General features: G+C 63.4%; 16 protein-coding genes. 4 read left to right on the top strand and 12 right to left on the bottom strand.

Annotated elements, in window-relative coordinates; genetic code table 11:
* Positions 1–102: 102 nt before the first annotated feature.
* Positions 103–1731 carry a benzoylformate decarboxylase gene (gene mdlC, locus PIN31009_RS01690; RefSeq protein WP_150789106.1) on the bottom strand — a complete coding sequence of 543 codons (1629 nt, stop codon included), beginning with the start codon at positions 1729–1731 and terminating at the stop codon, positions 103–105.
* Positions 1732–1939: 208 nt separating this feature from the next.
* Here mdlC and PIN31009_RS01685 point away from each other — a divergent pair, with 208 nt between their 5' ends.
* The gene (locus PIN31009_RS01685; protein WP_150789105.1) at positions 1940–2845 is read left to right on the top strand and encodes a LysR family transcriptional regulator; all 906 of its coding nucleotides are present in this window, start codon (positions 1940–1942) and stop codon (positions 2843–2845) included.
* A 9-nt stretch (positions 2846–2854) separates the two neighbouring features.
* Here the strand turns inward: PIN31009_RS01685 and PIN31009_RS01680 are convergent, their stop codons facing one another.
* From PIN31009_RS01680 to argB, 4 genes are all read right to left on the bottom strand, one after another.
* A complete protein-coding gene (locus PIN31009_RS01680; RefSeq protein WP_150789104.1) occupies positions 2855–3844 on the bottom strand; it encodes a hypothetical protein in 990 nt (329 codons plus the stop codon).
* A 97-nt stretch (positions 3845–3941) separates the two neighbouring features.
* Positions 3942–4940, bottom strand: a complete 999-nt coding sequence (locus PIN31009_RS27800) for a hypothetical protein (protein ID WP_174996886.1) — start codon at positions 4938–4940, stop codon at positions 3942–3944.
* An 81-nt stretch (positions 4941–5021) separates the two neighbouring features.
* A complete protein-coding gene (locus PIN31009_RS01665; protein ID WP_150789101.1) occupies positions 5022–5714 on the bottom strand; it encodes an adenine nucleotide alpha hydrolase in 693 nt (230 codons plus the stop codon).
* Positions 5715–5858: 144 nt separating this feature from the next.
* A complete protein-coding gene (gene argB / locus PIN31009_RS01660; protein WP_150682751.1) occupies positions 5859–6764 on the bottom strand; it encodes an acetylglutamate kinase in 906 nt (301 codons plus the stop codon).
* Between the two features lie 435 nt (positions 6765–7199).
* On the opposite strand from argB, the gene PIN31009_RS01655 reads away from it, so the two are divergent.
* On the top strand, positions 7200–7466 hold the full coding sequence (locus PIN31009_RS01655) for a cysteine-rich CWC family protein (RefSeq protein WP_246185473.1): 267 nt from the start codon (positions 7200–7202) through the stop codon (positions 7464–7466).
* A 24-nt stretch (positions 7467–7490) separates the two neighbouring features.
* Here the strand turns inward: PIN31009_RS01655 and PIN31009_RS01650 are convergent, their stop codons facing one another.
* Positions 7491–7991 carry a copper chaperone PCu(A)C gene (locus PIN31009_RS01650; protein WP_150789100.1) on the bottom strand — a complete coding sequence of 167 codons (501 nt, stop codon included), beginning with the start codon at positions 7989–7991 and terminating at the stop codon, positions 7491–7493.
* Positions 7992–8209: 218 nt separating this feature from the next.
* Between PIN31009_RS01650 and PIN31009_RS01645 the strand changes: the two genes are divergently transcribed.
* Positions 8210–9478: an ATP-binding protein gene (locus PIN31009_RS01645; RefSeq protein WP_087690349.1), complete on the top strand. Its 1269-nt coding sequence runs from the start codon at positions 8210–8212 to the stop codon at positions 9476–9478.
* On the top strand, positions 9475–10017 hold the full coding sequence (locus PIN31009_RS01640) for a response regulator transcription factor (RefSeq protein ID WP_058376821.1): 543 nt from the start codon (positions 9475–9477) through the stop codon (positions 10015–10017). The genes PIN31009_RS01645 and PIN31009_RS01640 overlap by 4 nt, the downstream gene beginning before the upstream one ends.
* A gap of 106 nt (positions 10018–10123) precedes the next feature.
* Here the strand turns inward: PIN31009_RS01640 and hslU are convergent, their stop codons facing one another.
* The 6 genes from hslU to PIN31009_RS01610 form a co-directional block, all read right to left on the bottom strand.
* Positions 10124–11482, bottom strand: coding sequence for an ATP-dependent protease ATPase subunit HslU (hslU, locus tag PIN31009_RS01635; RefSeq protein WP_058376820.1), 1359 nt, complete (start codon positions 11480–11482; stop codon positions 10124–10126).
* A gap of 198 nt (positions 11483–11680) precedes the next feature.
* Positions 11681–12232: an ATP-dependent protease subunit HslV gene (hslV, locus tag PIN31009_RS01630; RefSeq protein ID WP_058376819.1), complete on the bottom strand. Its 552-nt coding sequence runs from the start codon at positions 12230–12232 to the stop codon at positions 11681–11683.
* A gap of 284 nt (positions 12233–12516) precedes the next feature.
* Positions 12517–14604, bottom strand: coding sequence for a TonB-dependent receptor (locus PIN31009_RS01625; protein ID WP_425495461.1), 2088 nt, complete (start codon positions 14602–14604; stop codon positions 12517–12519).
* Between the two features lie 273 nt (positions 14605–14877).
* Complete coding sequence (locus tag PIN31009_RS01620) at positions 14878–15351, bottom strand: hypothetical protein (RefSeq protein ID WP_150789099.1); 474 nt, start codon at positions 15349–15351, stop codon at positions 14878–14880.
* Positions 15352–15636: 285 nt separating this feature from the next.
* Positions 15637–16056: an RNA polymerase-binding protein DksA gene (gene dksA, locus PIN31009_RS01615; protein ID WP_058376817.1), complete on the bottom strand. Its 420-nt coding sequence runs from the start codon at positions 16054–16056 to the stop codon at positions 15637–15639.
* A 389-nt stretch (positions 16057–16445) separates the two neighbouring features.
* A complete protein-coding gene (locus PIN31009_RS01610) occupies positions 16446–17546 on the bottom strand; it encodes a CobW family GTP-binding protein (RefSeq protein ID WP_150789098.1) in 1101 nt (366 codons plus the stop codon).
* Positions 17547–17584: the final 38 nt, after the last annotated feature.

Raw genomic sequence — 17584 nt, 5'->3', positions numbered from 1 at the left:
ATTGCTGAATTCGCAGGACGCAGCGAATGCGTCGTCACAGGTGGGCGTCGGCCGGGGTGTCGCATGACACCGTGCACGGTGCCGGCAGACGCGCGCTGTGCATCATGCCACCTCGATCTCGACCAGACGGGTCTCGCCGCTCTCGATGGCCTGCGACAAGACGTCGCGCAGCGCCAGCGCCTGCGTCACGCGCTCACCGCGCACGCCCATGCCTGCCGCCAAGTGAACGAAATCGAGATCCGGCAGATCGGTGCCCTGCACCGGGTCTTGCGGACCGAAGCCGAACGACGGCGCGAAGTCCTGCAACGCGGCATAGCGGCGGTTGTTCAGAATCACGAACGTGATCGGCAAGCGCAGTTGCGCGGCACTCCACAGCGCCTGAATCGAGTACATCGCGGAGCCGTCGCCAATCAGTCCGATCACGCGGCGGCCCGGGCTGGCCATCGCCACGCCGACAGCCGCGGGCATCGAATAACCGAGGCCGCCACTGTTCATCGTGAAGAACGTGCCGGCCTGCGTGAAGGGCAGGTATTGCTGCATGACCGAGCGCGCGCTCGGGGCTTCTTCAACGACGATGTCTTGCTCGGCCCGAAGGCTCGCTAGCGTTTGCAGCGCGAAGGCCGTCGACATCGGTGCGTCGCCGTTCTCCGGCATCGCTACCGGCGGGACGGCGCGCTGCGCGGGCAAGGCCCGCAGCCGAGGTGCCGCGCGCGTCAGCAGTGTCTCAACGCCAAGGCGCACGTTGCCGACCACGGACGCGCCCACTGGCGTCCACGCAGCCACACCCGGGTCTTCGATCAACTGGAACAGGGCCGCACCGGCCGGCACGTGCGGGCCGGCGCCTTCCACGTGATACGTGAAGGCCGGTGCGCCGATGACCAGAATCAGATCGTGGCCGCCCAGCAGGCCAACGATCTTCTCGCGCATCGGCGGCAGGAAGCCCGCGAACAGTCGATGGTCTTCCGGGAAGGCACAGCGTGCGCACATCGGCGCGGTGAACACGCGTGCGTTATGACGTTCAGCCAGTGCGACCACGGCATCGAAAGCCCCTGCACGATCGATCGACGAACCGACGACAAAGACCGGACGCTCACTCGCATCGAGCGCCGCCCCGAGTTGATCGAGCGCGGCGGCATCCGGCTGCACCCGCGTGCTCACCTGACGCGGCGGCACGGGTTCGGCCGCACGGTCCCAGTCGTCGACCGGAATCGATACGAAGACGGGGCCCTTCGGCTCCTGCATCGCGACGTGATAGGCGCGTGCCAAGGCGAGCGGCACGTCTTCGGCGCGCGCCGGTTCAAGGCTGAGCTTGACGTACGGTTGCGGCAATTCGGTGGCCCGTACCGAGGCGAGGAACGGATCGAACGGCAGGATCGAGCGCGCTTGCTGTCCGGCGGTGACGATCAGCGGCGTCTGGTTCTTGAACGCCGTGAAGATGTTGCCCATCGCGTTGCCCACGCCGGCCGCCGAGTGCAAGTTGATGAACGCCGCGTTACCGGTCGCCTGCGCGTAGCCATCGGCCATGCCCACGACGACCGCTTCTTGCAGTCCCAACACGTATTCGAAGTCGGCAGGAAAATCGCGGAACAACGGCAGTTCCGTGGAGCCGGGGTTGGCAAAGACCTTGGTCATGCCGTGGCGTCGCATCAGGTCGATGACGACCTCGCGCACAGTGAGTTGGGTCGTGGTGCCGGCGGCTTCGCCAGCACGCAGTTCTCGGCTGTCGTTCATAACTTGCGCTTGTCTCGTTGATCTCGTTGATCTTGTTGGTCCCAACCGTCTTCGCGATCCGGGCGGTCGCGGTGCGTCGGGTGATGCGAGCGAGTATAGGCAGCCGATATATGCACTGGAATTGCTTTTATGTGCCGAAGTCATTACGCTTTTGCATGACTTTTTTGCATGACTCTTTCGTGATGTCACTTCCTGAGATTGCCCGCCCATGAGCCTCAACCTTCAACAGTTGCGTGCGTTCACCACCATCGTCGCCACCGGCAGTCTCGGGCGAGCGGCGACGGAGCTGCATCTCACGCAGCCGGCGCTGAGCCGCACCATCAAGCGGCTGGAGACCGATCTGGGCGCAGCGGTGTTCGAGCGGCACAGCAAGGGCATGGAACTCACGGCGGTTGGCCAAGCGTTACTGCCGCACGCGATGTTGCTCGCCCGCGAGGCCGAGCTGGCACGCGAAGAAATCGATGCGCTGCGGGGGCTTTCCAAGGGCACGATCAAAGTCGGTGCCGTGGGTGCGATTGCCAGTCACGTTTTGCCGCTCGCGATCGATCGGGTGCTGACACGCTGGCCGAATCTGCGCGTGGAAATCATCGAAGGGGTGTGGGACCGGCTGGCGCAGGGGCTGATGCGTCACGAGATCGATCTCGCGCTCTCGACCGTCGCCCCCGACACTGACGACATCGTCGCGATCGGCGATTGTCATTGGCAGGACGACAGCTTTGTCGTCGCCGCTTGCGATCATCCGCTGCGCCAACAGAAACGGATCGCGCTCGCCGATACGCTGGGCGAGCGCTGGGCCATTCCCCCGCGCGGCACTGCGCCGTACGCGCATATGCAGGGTGTGTTTGCCGCGCACGGGCTGGGGCTGCCGAACATCGTCGTGGAAACGCGCTCGGTGCCGGTGCTCAAGAGCATGGTGACGCGCTGCGGCTTTCTGACGTGGATGCCGGAGCCGATGTACGACGTGGAAGCGAAAGCGCGCGTGATGGATACGCTGCCGATTCCGACCGTGCGCGCGACCCGCACGCTGACGGCGTTTCGCCGCCGGCAGGGCATTCTGCCCAGCCCTGCCGTGAAGTTGCTCGATGAGTTGCGGCGGCTGACGGCCGCCGAATAAACAATGCGGTCAACGGCCGAACAGTCTGAGCAGCATCGGTAACGGTCGATATTTGAAGACGGTGCCCACGAATCGCTGCCAGCGGCTCGGTTTGGCCGCGTCGTGGCACCGGCGCAAATGCGCTTTGAGCGGCGACGCATTGTTCGCCAGAAAATCGGCCGCTTCCGTAGGGCCCGTCACCGGGTGGCCGAACGAGTCGTCGCGTGTAATGCGATCCAGCATGTCGGTGGCGTCTTGCATTCCGTTGGCATGTGCATGGAATTGCAACGATTTGAAGTGGTGGGTGAACCCGCGATAAGGATCGCGCCCGTCAGGTCGTTCGGCGAGGATGTGTCTTATCGCGGCCCGGCCGGCAGCCTCGACTCTCGCGACGGGTTTTCGTAGGATTGCGCCGGCGTCGAGACCATGACGGCTTAACGTTTCGAAGCCGATGTCGTAGGCGATCGCACGGGGAGAACCCGGTAGATATTTCGCATCGTCGATCAGCAGTGACGGAATCTTGTGCGTGACCGCCATGCCGTTGACCGACACGTATCCGTCGATTTTCAAGCACTGGATGCGCTTCCAGAGTTCGCCTCTTAACGTCGCATTGTCTTGAAAATAGCCGTTCGGACAATCGCGCTTTGGCCGGAGCAATGTCAGCAGTTCCCCGAACACGGCGTTTTCGGCATTCGTGCGCAAGAATCGCGTGTGATCCTGCGGTGAAATTTCCCGCGCACCGTATCGGCTGTCGCGCGTGAATCCCCCTTGCGTCGGATAACGCGTGATACATCCATCCTTACGTATCTCGCGTGTATGGCGCGAGTGCGCGATACGCGGCGTTGGTGCGTTGCCAGTCACCTCGACGGACGCATCGCCCATGCGGTTCGACACGTTGTCGAAGTGGCGATTGAACGCACTCGCGCGTGAGCCGGCGATGCCGGGCAGCACCACTGGAGCACTCACGTTCAGACATCCGGGTGTTGGCGCCGACGTTAGGCAGGGCTGCAATGCGGGCATATCGATCCTCCTGAGAAATGTCGGGGGGATGATGTTGTCTTGCCACGCCGGGGGCTATTGTGGTCCGACGTTCGAATTGCGTAACTGCACGCCGATATCAAAATCGGGGAAACCAGTGTGCTTTGATGACGGGCTTCACGTACGCCGCGAAGAATTTCTCCCACGCACTCGGTTCGGCAGCACGTTCGCACTGTCGCAGATGGGCATCGAGCAGCGATGCCTCGTCCGCAAGAAAACTGGCCGCATCGGATGGCCCCGTCACCGGAGACCCGAAAGAGTCGTCGCGCGTGATGCGATCGAGCATGTCTGCGGCGTCGTGCATGCCGTTGGCATGCGCGTGGAACTGCAACGGTTTGAAATAGGGCGTGAAGCCGTGATAGGGATCTCGCGGGTTCATCCAGCCCCTCAGTATTGCCCGCACGGCGAATCGGCCCGCCCCTTCGATACGCGAAGCCGGGGTCTCGTCCAGCGTCCGAAGCGGCACACCCTCAAGCCTTAGCGCCTCGAAGCCGATGTCGTAAAAGACGGCGGCGACAGTGCCCGGGAAGTACCCCGGACCGTCTACCATCAGTGACGGAATCTTATGCTTCACCGCCATATCGCCAACGGATGTGTCGGCAAAGATGCCGAGGCAATACATGCGATGCATGAGTTCGTCTCTGAGTTCGACGCTCCAGATGTAGTTGCGATTCGGGCATCGATCGACCGGCCTCAGCATCTCCAGCAATTCTCCGAACACCGCGCTCTCGGCGTTCGCGCGCAGGAATTGCGTGTGGTTCTGCGGGGCAATCTGCTGGGGCGTGGACAGACTCTGGCGCGTGAAGCCACCGGCGCTCGGATAACGAGTGTTGCAGGGCGCGGGGAACGACGAGCGAGTGCGACGCGTGTGGGGCGAGGCCGCTGCGGACGTGCCCTCTGACGCGTGGTCTGCGCGGTTTGCCGCCACCTCGAAGTTCGTTGCAAACACGGCCCTGCGAGGCGCGGCTGCTTCGGCTTGCATCGGTGGCGCGAACGAGGAATCACTGACGTTCGGCAACGCGGGGGACGCGGCATGCGGCGATACATGCGGCGACAGATACGGCTGAATTGCAGGCATGGTCATCCTCCGAAAAGTATCGGCGATGATGTTGCCTCGATGAGCGCGCGGCTATCGACGCGCGACGCCCGGATGTCGCAATTACCTCGCCACGATGTGCGCGCGATGGTAGGGCGTGCCGCCGTACTCGGCCGGGCCATGGATGGTTTCGACGCGCTCGATGCGCCACGGCACGGGTTGTGAGAAGCGTGGTCCTGCGTATGCGAACGTGTGAAACTCGCCGTTCTCGCCGCACGCATCGACGTTGGCCGGCAAGTCGGCCAGCAACGCGTCGTCGTATTCGCGACCGACGAATTCCGGTCCGAGGTGGCGACCGTCGACGCACACGATCACGGCGCGATACCCCAGCGAGATGAACTCGTGGGCCAACACCAGACGCTCGCGCTGCCAAAGCGGCAACACCGCCGTCATGCCCGCCGCGGCGCAAACCTTTTCTTCCCAATCGCGATGCGGTTGCAGATCGATGTCGCCGAAGAGCCCGTGCGTGATGCCTTCGGCGCGCATCACCTGCAAGCGGGCGATGAATTCGGCTTCGTAACCTTTCCAGCCTGCTTGGCCGATATCGAGCGCAATGCCCAGTGCATCCGCCTGCGCCTGCATCAACTCGCGAGGCAAGCCGTGCGAGCGCGAGCTGTCACCCGTCTCATCGAACATCGCCAGTAGACGGCGCACGTCGAAATGCGGCGCACCGCTCGCGTCGCAAGACAGCGCGTGATGCAGGGCAAGGCAGGAGTCCTTGCCGCCGCTCCATGAAAAGAAGGCAGGCGTGGGCATGGTGTCGGGGCGAGATCGAACGCGTTTGATGGGGACCAATGCAAAGCGGACCCCGCAGGGTCCGCCAGTGAAGCTTAGTACGTCACGCTCAGCGCAGCGTACTTATTGCGTCGTACTTATTGCGTCGTACTCAGTGCAACGTACTTAGTGCGAACGGATCATCGTGCCGAACGGCTGTTCGGTCAGAATCTCGAGCAGCACCGAGTGTTCGATACGGCCGTCGACGATGTGCACCGACTTCACGCCGCTTTTTGCCGCGTCGAGCGCCGACGAAATCTTCGGCAGCATGCCGCCGGAGATCGTGCCGTCCGCAAACAGTTCGTCGATTTCGCGTGCCGACAGATCGGTGAGCAGATTGCCTTCGCGGTCCATCACGCCCGGGATGTTGGTCATCATCACCAGCTTCTCGGCGCCCAGCACCGTCGCGAGCTTGCCCGCCACGAGGTCGGCGTTGATGTTGTACGCCTGACCGTCTTCACCCACGCCGATCGGCGAGATCACCGGGATGAACGCGTCGTCTTGCAGCGCGCGCACCACGGCCGGGTTGATCGAGTCGACTTCGCCGACGAAACCGATGTCGATGAACTGGCCCGCGTTCTCGCGATCCGGCATCAACATCTTGCGGGCGTTGATCAGACCGCCATCCTTGCCGGTGAGACCGACCGCCTGACCGCCGTATTGGTTGATCAGCATCACGATGTCCTGCTGGACTTCGCCGCCGAGCACCCATTCGACCACTTCCATGGTCTCTTCATCCGTGACGCGCATGCCTTGGATGAACGTGCCCTGCTTGCCGATCTTCTTGAGTGCCTGATCGATTTGCGGACCGCCGCCGTGCACCACGACCGGGTTGATGCCCACGAGCTTGAGCAAAATGACGTCGCGCGCGAAGCCCTGCTTCAGGCGCTCCTCGGTCATCGCGTTGCCGCCGTATTTGATCACCACGGTCTTACCGTGATATTTGCGGATGTACGGCATCGCCTCAGCCAAAATCTCGGCCTTGAGAGCGGGTGCGATGTCGTCGATGGAATTCGGTTGCAGATCGGACATGGCGGGAACGTTTTCGCAGGTGGACCAGAAACACGGCGCATTGTACAGCCAAGAAGCCCGTGCGTGCTGGGCTTTGCCGGGTTTTGGAAGCACTTCCGTCTTGCCTGCGCGCGCCCGTCCCGCTACCCTTCCGGACCTGTCGGATGGCACCCGCAAAATCGGCCGATTCCGCCCCGTGACCGGGCTACGATGTCACGTGCGTATCACCCCTTTCACTCGACGGCGCACGCCCGCTAGTGGCCGATTTTTCCGGAACGTCTTCCAAACCCTGTCTCATGGGCCGTTTTCCGGTCTTCGTCGCGGGTGCTGTGGCCAGCCGATGACAACGCGGGGGCTGTTGCAGTTGTGCAACTTGGCAGGCGCCGGTGCGGCGACAATGAGCCGTCAGGCGCCGGCCGCTTCTCACTGGCTGGAAATCACAGACCGGGATCAAGTATGGAAGGTGAAGAAAAGATGTCGTTGCCCGCCGAAGGCAGCCGTTGCCCGCAATGCGGCAGCGTCGTGTCGTGCGGCGCGCAGTCGGAGGCGGCGGACGCCAGTACCACGACCGCAACTTGCTGGTGTCTCGACTGGCCGCATCTGCCCGCCTCGGCGCGGCTCGGCGTCGGCGCATGCCTATGCCCCGCGTGTCTGCGTGCGGCGCTGGCGGCCGCCGGGGTCAGCCTCGCTGGCACCCCGGCCGATCCAAACGCCAAAGTCTGAACCGGGCTTGCGCCCGGGTCAGCCTTACTGGCTATGCGAGCCGTGCGACATGCCCGGCATGGCGCTCATGGCACCGCCTGCCGCCGGGGCCGGCGCCGTCAGGTCGCGCACCTGCACTTGCACCTGTTGCTCCGACTTCTTGTGATCGGCACTCTCAAAGCGCAGCGTGACCGGCACCGTGTCGCCCTTCTTCAGTTGCGCCTTCAGGTCGTTGAGCATGATGTGATAGCTGCCCGGCTTGAGCTGCACCGGCTGGTTTGCCGGCAACGGCAGGCCGTTGGGCAGCGCGCGCATCTTCATGAGCGTGCCTTCGAGCTTCATCTCATGCACTTCCGCCGTGGCGGCGGCCGGGGTGCTCACGCCGACGAGCGTGGTCGCATCGCGCGACTGCAACGTCATGAACACGCCGGTGGCCGTTTGGCCGGGCACGGTGCCGCGCGCCCACGCGTCGGAGACGGCGACCTGTGCGTAAGCCGAGACCGTCGCCAGGCTCAGCGCAGCAGCCACCCAAATCTTGTGTTTCATGCAAACTCCTTTTGGTTGTGGGCCGGCGGATACCGGCCTTGTATCGCATGAGACGTTGCGCGACGATGTGCCGCGCAGGACGTGGACAATCATTGTAGTCGCGGCCCGCGCACGATGCGTGGCGGCGATGTAATACATGGCATTTCGCCATGCGGCAGAGTGTCGCAGCGCCCGGCGCGGCCGGACGGCCGGTGGGCCGCTCTTGGTACACTTGTCCTATGACTCATTTCCCTATCGAGCGAACCAACGTCGTTCAGCTTTTCTGGCTGCGCTGTCTGGCCATCGTCGGCCAGTTGGCCACTATCGGTGTCGCCCAACTCTGGCTCGGCGTGCGTCTGCCGCTCGAACCGATGCTCACCATCGTGGCGCTCGAAGTGCTCTTCAACGTGCTCACATGGATTCGGGCACGACGTGGGCTGGAACGCGCCAAGCGTCGCACCGATCTCGATCTGATGGGGCAGTTGCTGGTCGATCTGGCCGCGCTCACCGCCTTGCTGTTCTTCTCGGGCGGCGCCACCAATCCTTTCGTCTCGTTGTTCCTCCCCGGTCTGGCCATTGCCGCCGCCGTGCTGCCGTGGCGTAACGCCTCGCAACTGGCACTGCTCTCGCTCGTCGCTTACGGCGCGCTGAATTTCCAGTACGTGCCGCTCGATCTTGCAGACCCGGGCAACCTGCTGCGGCTGCACCTCGCGGGCATGTGGGTCAACTTCGTGGTGAGCGTGCTGGTGATCGCGTGGTTCGTGTCGCGCATGTCGCGTGCCCTGCGTGCCCGTGATGCCCAACTGGCCCGGGCGGAACAACGCCTGCTGCGCGACGAGCGCATGGCCGCACTCGGTGCGCAAGCCGCGAGCGTGGCCCATGAACTCGGTACGCCGCTCTCCACCATGGCCGTGGTCGTCGGCGAATTGCGCAGCGAGAGTGTGGGCAACGCTTCGCTCAAACCGTTCGAACCCGACTTGCAGACGCTGGAGCAACAGATTGCGCTGTGCAAGAGCGCCATCGGTCACGTGCAGATGCGGGCGGCGGCACCGGTGCGTCAGGCACTCGCGGAATGGCTGCCGGCCTTCACCACGCAATGGCGTCTGCGTCACCCGCAGGTGCAGTTTCAGTTGCATGTGCCGCCGCAACTGACCGCACGTATCGAAGACACCGTACAGGTCGGGCAGATCCTCACCATCCTGCTCGATAACGCCGCGTATTTCAGTCCGTCGTCGGTCACGCTCGATGTGGCGGTGGCCCCCGACGATCTGCGCTTTACCGTCTGCGACGAAGGCCCCGGCATGACGGCCGAGCTGCGTACGCGGCTGGGCAACTCTCCCGTCATGAGTACACACGGCGGACACGGCATGGGGCTGTATCTCGCCTTCGCCAGTGCGCAACGTCTCGGTGGCGACATCATCCTCACCCCCAATACGCCGCAAGGCACGCGCGCCGAGCTGCGCCTGCCGATGGCCACCTTCTTCTTCGGCTCGCGGAGTCAGACATGAACGCCTCCCATTTTCTTCTCATCGACGACGATGTCGTTTTCGCCGAAACGCTGGCTCGCGCACTCACGCGCCGCGGTTACGACGTGCAGATTGCCGCCGACGGCGCCGCCGCATTGCTCGCGGCACGCACGCGTCAGTTCGACCTGATCTCGGTCGACCTGCATCTCGGGCACGACTCGGGATTGCCGCTGATCGCGCCGCTGCGCGCCCTGCAACCGAAGGCGCGCATGTTGGTGCTGACGGGCTATGCGAGCATCGCGACGGCCGTGCAAGCCGTCAAGGACGGCGCCGACAACTATCTGGCCAAGCCCGCCAACGCCGACACCATCCTCGCATCGTTGCGCAACGATGCCAGCGAGACGCAGGCCGACGAGGCCTTCGAAAACCCGTCGCCGCTGTCGGTGGCGCGCCTCGAATGGGAGCACATCCAGCGCGTGCTCGCCGAGCACAACGGCAATATCTCCGCGACCGCGCGGGCGCTGAACATGCATCGCCGTACGCTGCAACGCAAGCTGCTCAAGCGACCGGTCAAGCAGTAAGGCGCGCAGGCAGTTCGGCAGCACGCTCGACGCCCACTCAACGCGCATAAAAAAAACGGCCCCGAATGGGGCCGTTCTTCATTTCGCGAACGATCGATCGATGGCGTTACAGAACGTAGCGCGACAGGTCTTCGTTCTGTGCGACTTCGCCAAGCGACGCGTCCACATAAGCGGCGTCGATGGTGACGACCTGATTCGCCTGCTTGCCCGCGTTATACGAAACGTCTTCCAGCAACTTCTCGATCACGGTGTACAGACGGCGTGCGCCGATGTTCTCGGTGCGTTCGTTGACCGAGAACGCGATCTCCGCGAGACGCTTGATGCCGTCCGGTGCGAATTCGAGTGCCACGTCTTCCGTCGCGAGCAACGCCTGATACTGCTTCACGAGGCTCGCATCGGTCTGCGTGAGAATCGATTCGAAGTCTTCGACGGACAGCGAGTCGAGTTCGACTCGGATCGGGAAGCGGCCTTGCAACTCGGGAATCAGGTCGCTCGGCTTGGCCAGATGGAACGCACCGCTCGCAATGAACAGAATGTGGTCCGTCTTGATCATGCCGAACTTCGTGCTCACGGTCGTACCTTCGACCAGCGGCAACAGATCGCGCTGCACGCCCTGACGCGACACGTCGCCGCCGCCGACTTCGCTGCGCGTGGCGATCTTGTCGATCTCGTCGAGGAACACAATGCCGTTCTGCTCGACGTTACGCAGCGCCAGTTGCTTGACCTCTTCGTCGTTGAGCATCTTCGACGCTTCTTCGTCGGTCAGAATCTTGAGCGCGTCCTTGATCTTGAGCTTCTGGCGCTTCTTGCGCTGGTTGCCCAAGTTCGCGAACATGCCCTTGATCTGCTCGGTCATTTCTTCCATGCCCGGCGGGCCCATGATCTCCATGCCCTGCGCCGGAATCTCGACTTCGAGCTCGACTTCCTTGTCGTCGAGCGCGCCTTCGCGCAACCGCTTGCGGAAGGTCTGACGCGTGGCGTTATCTTCCGTGCTGGGTTCCGGTTCATGCGACACCGAGCCGAAGCGGATGTCACGCGAGGACTCGCGGCCCGTCGGCAGCAGCAGATCGAGGATGCGGTCTTCGGCACGATCTTCGGCCGTGGTGCGCACCTTCTTCATCTCGGCTTCGCGGGTCTGCTTGATGGCGATTTCGGCCAGATCGCGCACGATGCTGTCCACGTCGCGGCCCACATAGCCCACTTCGGTGAACTTGGTCGCTTCGACCTTGATGAACGGGGCGTCGGCCAGCTTGGCCAGACGTCGGGCGATCTCGGTCTTACCCACGCCGGTCGGCCCGATCATCAGAATGTTCTTCGGGGTGATTTCCTGACGCAGCGGGTCCGCCACCTGCTGGCGACGCCAGCGGTTACGCAATGCCACCGCGACAGCCTTCTTGGCCTTGTTCTGGCCGATGATGTGTTTGTCGAGTTCGGAAACGATCTCGGAGGGGGTCATATGGGTCATGACGTTCGCCAAATTAGGGTTTCGATCAGGGTGACGCCCGGCCGGTCATACCCCGGCCGGCAAGTCACGCCGCAGGAGTCCACCTGCTGCGGCGTGCGCGTCGACCGTCGTCACTTGCTGCTCGTTGGTCGTGAGTCGTTGCGTTGAATGCCGTGCGGATTTGCCATGCAGATCCGCCTCGCCATTCGTTACTTCGCGTTACTTCGCAGCCTTCTGCGGCAGCGACTCGATGATGTGGTTCTGGTTCGTGTAGATGCACATGTCGCCCGCGATCGTGAGCGCCTTCTTCACGATTTCGGCCGGCGACAAGTCCGTGTTCTGCACGAGCGCGCGCGCCGCTGCCTCGGCGTACGAGCCACCCGAACCGATGGCGGCCACGCCGCCTTCCGGATCGAGCACGTCGCCGTTGCCGGTAATCACCAGCGTGGTCTCGGCATCGGCGACGATCATCATCGCTTCAAGCCGGCGCAGCATGCGGTCGGTACGCCAGTCTTTGGCGAGTTCGACGGCCGAGCGCGTCAGATGACCCTGGTGCTTCTGCAACTTCGCCTCGAAACGATCGAGCAGCGAGAACGCATCCGCCGTCGCGCCAGCGAAACCGACCATGACCTTGCCGTCATAAACGGTTCGCACCTTGCGGGCGGTGCCCTTCATCACGATATTGCCGAGCGTGACCTGACCGTCGCCGCCGAGCGCGACCTGATCGCCGCGCCGAACGGAGACGATGGTGGTGCCGTGATATTGCTCCATGCCTGTTCCTTTTCGGGGGGCGTCTTGCGCCCCGTAACGATTGGCCCGGACTTCACCGTGCACGCTCCCCATGCTGTGAGAACGTGTCCGACCGGGCGAGACGTGACTGTAGTTTAGGGCAATCGAAGGAATATCAAGAGGCGTCGACGGCGGCTTATTCGACGGGTTTTGCTGGCTGTTCGATGCGGCACGGAACGCGCCATCTGCGCGGCATTGCACCGTGCAGATGGGGGAATGACGGGGGAATTTCTCGGAAATTCCCCCGTTTGTGCGGCAGGTTCTGCTTAGAACGTAGTACGCAGACCGACGCGCACCGCACGGCCGCCCTGCGGTGCAATGTCGCGCAGGAACGAGCTGGCCAGACGCACTTCCTGATTCGTCAGGTTTTCGCCCTTGAGATACGCCAGCCACTGCGCGCCACCGGTCTTGAACTGATAGGTGAGCGCCGCGCCGAGTGTGGTGTAGCCGTTGGTCGTCAGGTCACCCGCCGGCACACGTCCCTGATTGCTCGCATGCACCACCTCCACGCGCGCGCCCCACGGGCCGAGGCCGTAGGCGAGCGCCGCCGTCAGACGCAGCGGTGCAATACGCGGCAGCGGCTCGCCGGTGTCGCGGTTGCGGCCCAGCGTGTAGTCGCCCCGCAGTTCCACATCGACGTTGCCGTAGCCCTGCCATACCCGAGCGCGGCCTTCGGCTTCCACGCCGTAAAGTTCGGCCGGCACGCCCGCATATTGATAGACCGGCTTACCGCCCGAGCTCACCTCCTCGCCTTCGTCATTCACCGAACGTCCGGTGTTCTCCAGCGCAATGAAATTGGAGAAGCGGCTGTAGAACACGCCGACGCTGCCCTTGTGCGGACCGTTCGCATAGCGCAGCGACAGGTCGGTCGAGAACGCCTTTTCAAGCTTCGATTGCGTATTGCCGATTTCCCAGATGCCGGTCGCCGCGTGCGGGCCGTTGGCATACAACTCGTAGAAGGTCGGCGCGCGTTCGGTATACGACGTGTTCAGCGCGACCGACCAAGCCGGCGCCAGCGCGAAGACGGCGCCCGCCGAGACACTGCCCGGCGTGAAGTTGCGCGTCGGCAGATTGTCGAAGCGCTCGCTGCCCCCCGCGGTCGGCTTCACGCGCGTGTGTTCGATGCGCGCACCGAACGAGAGCTTCACGGCTTGATTCACGGCCCATTCTTCGAGCGCGAAAAGCGCCACGTTGCTGGTATCGCTCTTCGGCACGAACGCCTCTTCACCGAGCGCCGAGAAAGTGTTCTGCGAGAACTGCACGCCGACGGCCCCTTCGAACGGACCGATCTTCGCGTGACGTGCTTCGATACGTCCCTCGTAACCGTGGTTCTTGAAGGTCGTGCCGGTCTCGCCGTTTTCGATCTCCTTGTGCTCGTAGTCGGTGTAGCCGAAGTTGAACTTGAGGGCCGTGAACGGACCGCTCAAATTGCGCACTTCGCTCGCCAGTGCGAGGCGCTGCTGACGCAGCCGGATGCGCGTGTTTTCTTCCGCCACCGTGCCGTAGTCGGAGTCGTAACCGGAGTAGGACAAACCGCTATAGCCGTTCGCCCACGTCCACGACGCACCGACGGCCGCACCGCTCGCCTGCCCATTGCTGTTGGGCAAGGTGCCCGACGGCTGCTCGGTGCCTTCGGGGTCACGGGCGCGCTGTTGTGCAGAACGCGCGAACCCCGGGATGCGCAGGTCCGTGCTCTTGCGTGCGAAGCCGTCGACGTGGAACGCAAACTGGCCGTTACCCACTTCGATCAACGCCGCGCCTGCACGCTCGCGATTGGCGCCGCCGTAACTCAGATCGGTCGCGCCCGAGACGCCGTTGATCGGCTCGCGCGGAATGCGGTTGTCGATGGTGTTGACCACGCCGCCCACGGCATTGCCGCCATAGAGTAGCGCCGCCGGACCGCGCACGATTTCGATGCGCTCGATGGAGAGCGGGTCTTGGGCCACGGCGTGGTCGTAAGACAGCGACGACGCGTCGAGCGCGCCCGTGCCGTTTTGCAGCACGCGGATGCGGTCGCCATCGAGACCGCGAATGATCGGGCGGCTCACGTTCGGACCGTACGAAGTCGATGAGACGCCGGGCAAGCCGTCGAGTGTCTCGCCAAGGGTGCCGGTACGGCGCAGCACTAGCGCGCGGCCGTCGAGTGCCGTGACGGGCACCGTGAGATCGGCCGCCGCCCGGCCGAGCGGGTTGCCGGTGACGAAGGTCGTCGAGAGTGCCAGCGCGTCGGCGCCGGGGACGGTCGCGGAGGTGGGGACGGTGGTGGCGTTAGGTGTGGCGGCGGTGCTGGCGTTGGTGGCGGCGGGGGTCGCGTCAGCCGCATTCGCCTGCATCGCTGCGAAGGCCAGCGTCAGGCAAACGGCGAGCGGTACCGGGGCAAAGGAGAACGAGACCGCAGCGCGCGCACGCGCCACGTTGAAGGTAGGAGATGCCATGTCGTTGTTGTGTTGTCAGGTCTGAGACGGGGTACCCGTCGATCGGCACGCACGAACGCCGTCGCAACATGCGCCGCAGCCGCGTGGGCGCAGACGAATGGCGACCTTGCCCGCAGCCGTCGGCAACGCCGCCAAGCTGTGTGGCAAATGAATAACGTTCAGCGGGAATTCGCGCGTGCAGCGCGTGGAAGATCAGACCGTGACAGGCGGGGCGCGGGAGCGAAACGACAGCGTGAGTGCGCTGGCATGCGAGCGGCCGGTGGCACGCGATGGTGTGAGATCTGTGTGGCGATCGGCGCGCCATTCCAGCACCGCGACAGCCATGGCGGCCGCCAACGTCGCGCCTTCGAACAAATGGCAGTGATGGTGATGGCTGCCGTAGGCTGCGTGAGCGAGGCTCGCGCTGACCGGCGCCCATGCGTTCTGCGCGTCGGCATCGTCATCGACGTCGGCATCGGCATCGGTATCGGCATCCGTATCTGCGGCGAGCGCCGACACGCCGATGTCCGACAGTTGCCGGGCGTGCACGATTTCGTGCTGCAAGCCCCACATCTGCACGCACAGCAGCGCCACGATGAGCCATGCGACCCAACCGCTGCGCCCACGATTCACCGGGGTGCGCAGACGCGCACGCCAGTATCGGAAGGGGAACGGGAAGGACGGCATGGAAGAGATGGCAAAGCTTAATTGCAACTGAGTTGCAATTCTGCCATAAAGCAGCCCCTACCGCGAGCGTTGTGTGACGTTGCGCGCAGGCGACAGTCGGCCCCCTCGGGTGCCCTCTCGATCAAAAAGAGAAAACAAAAAAGGCATGTCACGAAGACATGCCCTTTGCAAACCGAGGAGCCGAAGCACCGCCACCGCGCGGTGCCTGGCTTTAATGCATTTCGAAAGCAATCGATTCGGACCTGACTTGAAGCGGATTCAAATCAGGTTCAAATCGCGTTCCAATCAATCACCAAACAGTTTCTGACGCAGCTCGCGACGCTCTTGTGCTTCGAGCGACAGCGTGGCCGTCGGGCGGGCGAGCAAACGCGGGATGCCAATCGGCTCGCCGGTTTCTTCGCACCAGCCGTATTCACCCGATTCGATGCGGGCGAGCGACTGTTGCACCTTCTTCAGCAGCTTGCGCTCGCGGTCGCGGGTGCGCAGCTCGAGTGCGTGTTCTTCTTCGATCGTGGCGCGGTCGGCCGGATCAGGTACGAGAATGGTTTCGCGGAGGTTCTCGGTCGTCTGGCCGGCGTTACGCAGAATTTCCTCTTGCAGCTTTTCCAGACGATCCTTGAAGAAGGCGAGTTGATCTTCATTCATGTAGTCCTTCTCGCCCATCTTCAGAATTTCGGCCTCGGTCAAAAGTCTTTTCTTGCTCATGGGTTTTTGTGGCGTCTCTTTCGGATAGTCCGGCGACGCTCCTTTAGCGGGTGGAGCGTCTTGCTTGCCGGCGGTGCCGCTGGCGGCGTCCTGGGTTACGTTCCTGCCGGGTGATTTGGGCGGCCCCTTCTTGGCGGCGGCTTTCTCACCCGTCTTCGGCTTGCCTGCTGGAGCACGCTTGGCGCCCGCATCCGGCGCCGGTTCTGCCCGGCGCGTGGGGCGTGCGGTGGCTGTCTTGCGAGAGGCGGTGGCCATTGCGGTGCTCCCCTGCCTTCCCCCCGGTATGCCGCGTGAATTCGCTGGCGGCAACCCAGTGGGCAGCTATTGTAACCGAATCGGTCAACAGCCCCGTTTAAGGGGTTTCCCGTTGCCCAAAACGGCGGTCCCGCTCAGACCAGACAGCGCTCCAGCCCTTGCAGGATGATGTCTTTCGGCAGCTCGGCACCGATGAACACCATCTTGGTATTCGGTGTCTCGCCCGGTTGCCATTTCGTGCCCACGTCGCTGCCCATCATCTGGTGCACGCCCTGGAACACGACCCGGCGGTCGATGCCGCGCATGTTTAATACGCCTTTATAACGCAATAAGCGTTCGCCGTACACCTGGAGGATGCTTCCTAAGAAATCCTCCAGCTTGGCCGGATCAAACTGCTTTTCACTGCGGAACACGAACGACTTGATGGCGTCGTCGTGATGGGCGTGATGATGGTGGTGGCCATGATCGTGACCTTCGTGATCACAGTGGCCGTGATCGTGGTCGCAATGCGAATGATCACCATGGTCATGGCCGTGCTCATGTCCGTGATCATGCCCATGATCATGGTCGTGCGCGTGATCGGCGGCGGCGAGGAATTCCGGATCGATGTCGAGCTTGTCGTTCAGGTTGAAACCGTGAATGTCGAAGATCTCTTTCAAATCGGCCTTGCCGAAATCGACCACCTGCTGCGGCGCGCGCGGGTTCATGTGGGCGAGGCGATGCTTCAGGTCGCCCACGGCCTCGGGCGTCACCAGATCGGCCTTGGTGATGAACAGACGGTCGGCAAAACCGACCTGACGCTGCACCACTTCGTGCTCGTCGAGTTGCTTCTGGGCGTGCTTGGCGTCCACCAGCGTGATGATGGCGTCCAGACGGTAGGTGTCGGCCACTTCATCGTCGATGAAGAAGGTCTGCGCCACCGGGCCCGGGTTGGCCAGACCGGTGGTCTCGATGACCACGCGGTCGAACTGGATCGTGCCGGCATCGCGCTGGCTATTCAGATCGGACAGCGCCTGCACCAGATCGCCACGAATCGTGCAGCAGATGCAGCCGTTGCTCATCTGCACGATCTGCTCGGCGTTTTCCTGCACGAGGATGTCGTTATCGATGTTCTCTTCGCCGAACTCGTTCTCGATCACGGCGATCTTCATGCCGTGCGCTTCGGTCAGGATGCGCTTGAGCAGCGTGGTTTTCCCGCTGCCGAGAAAGCCGGTCAGGATAGTGACGGGGGTCATGAATGCAATGTCCTGTAGTGAAGCGGTGTGCCGCAGGC

Origin of the sequence: Pandoraea iniqua (assembly GCF_902459685.1) — a bacterium.
Classification (GTDB): Bacteria; Pseudomonadota; Gammaproteobacteria; order Burkholderiales; family Burkholderiaceae; genus Pandoraea; species Pandoraea iniqua.
Note: the sequence above shows the minus strand (reverse complement) of the source record. Positions and strands in the feature narration are given on the sequence as shown.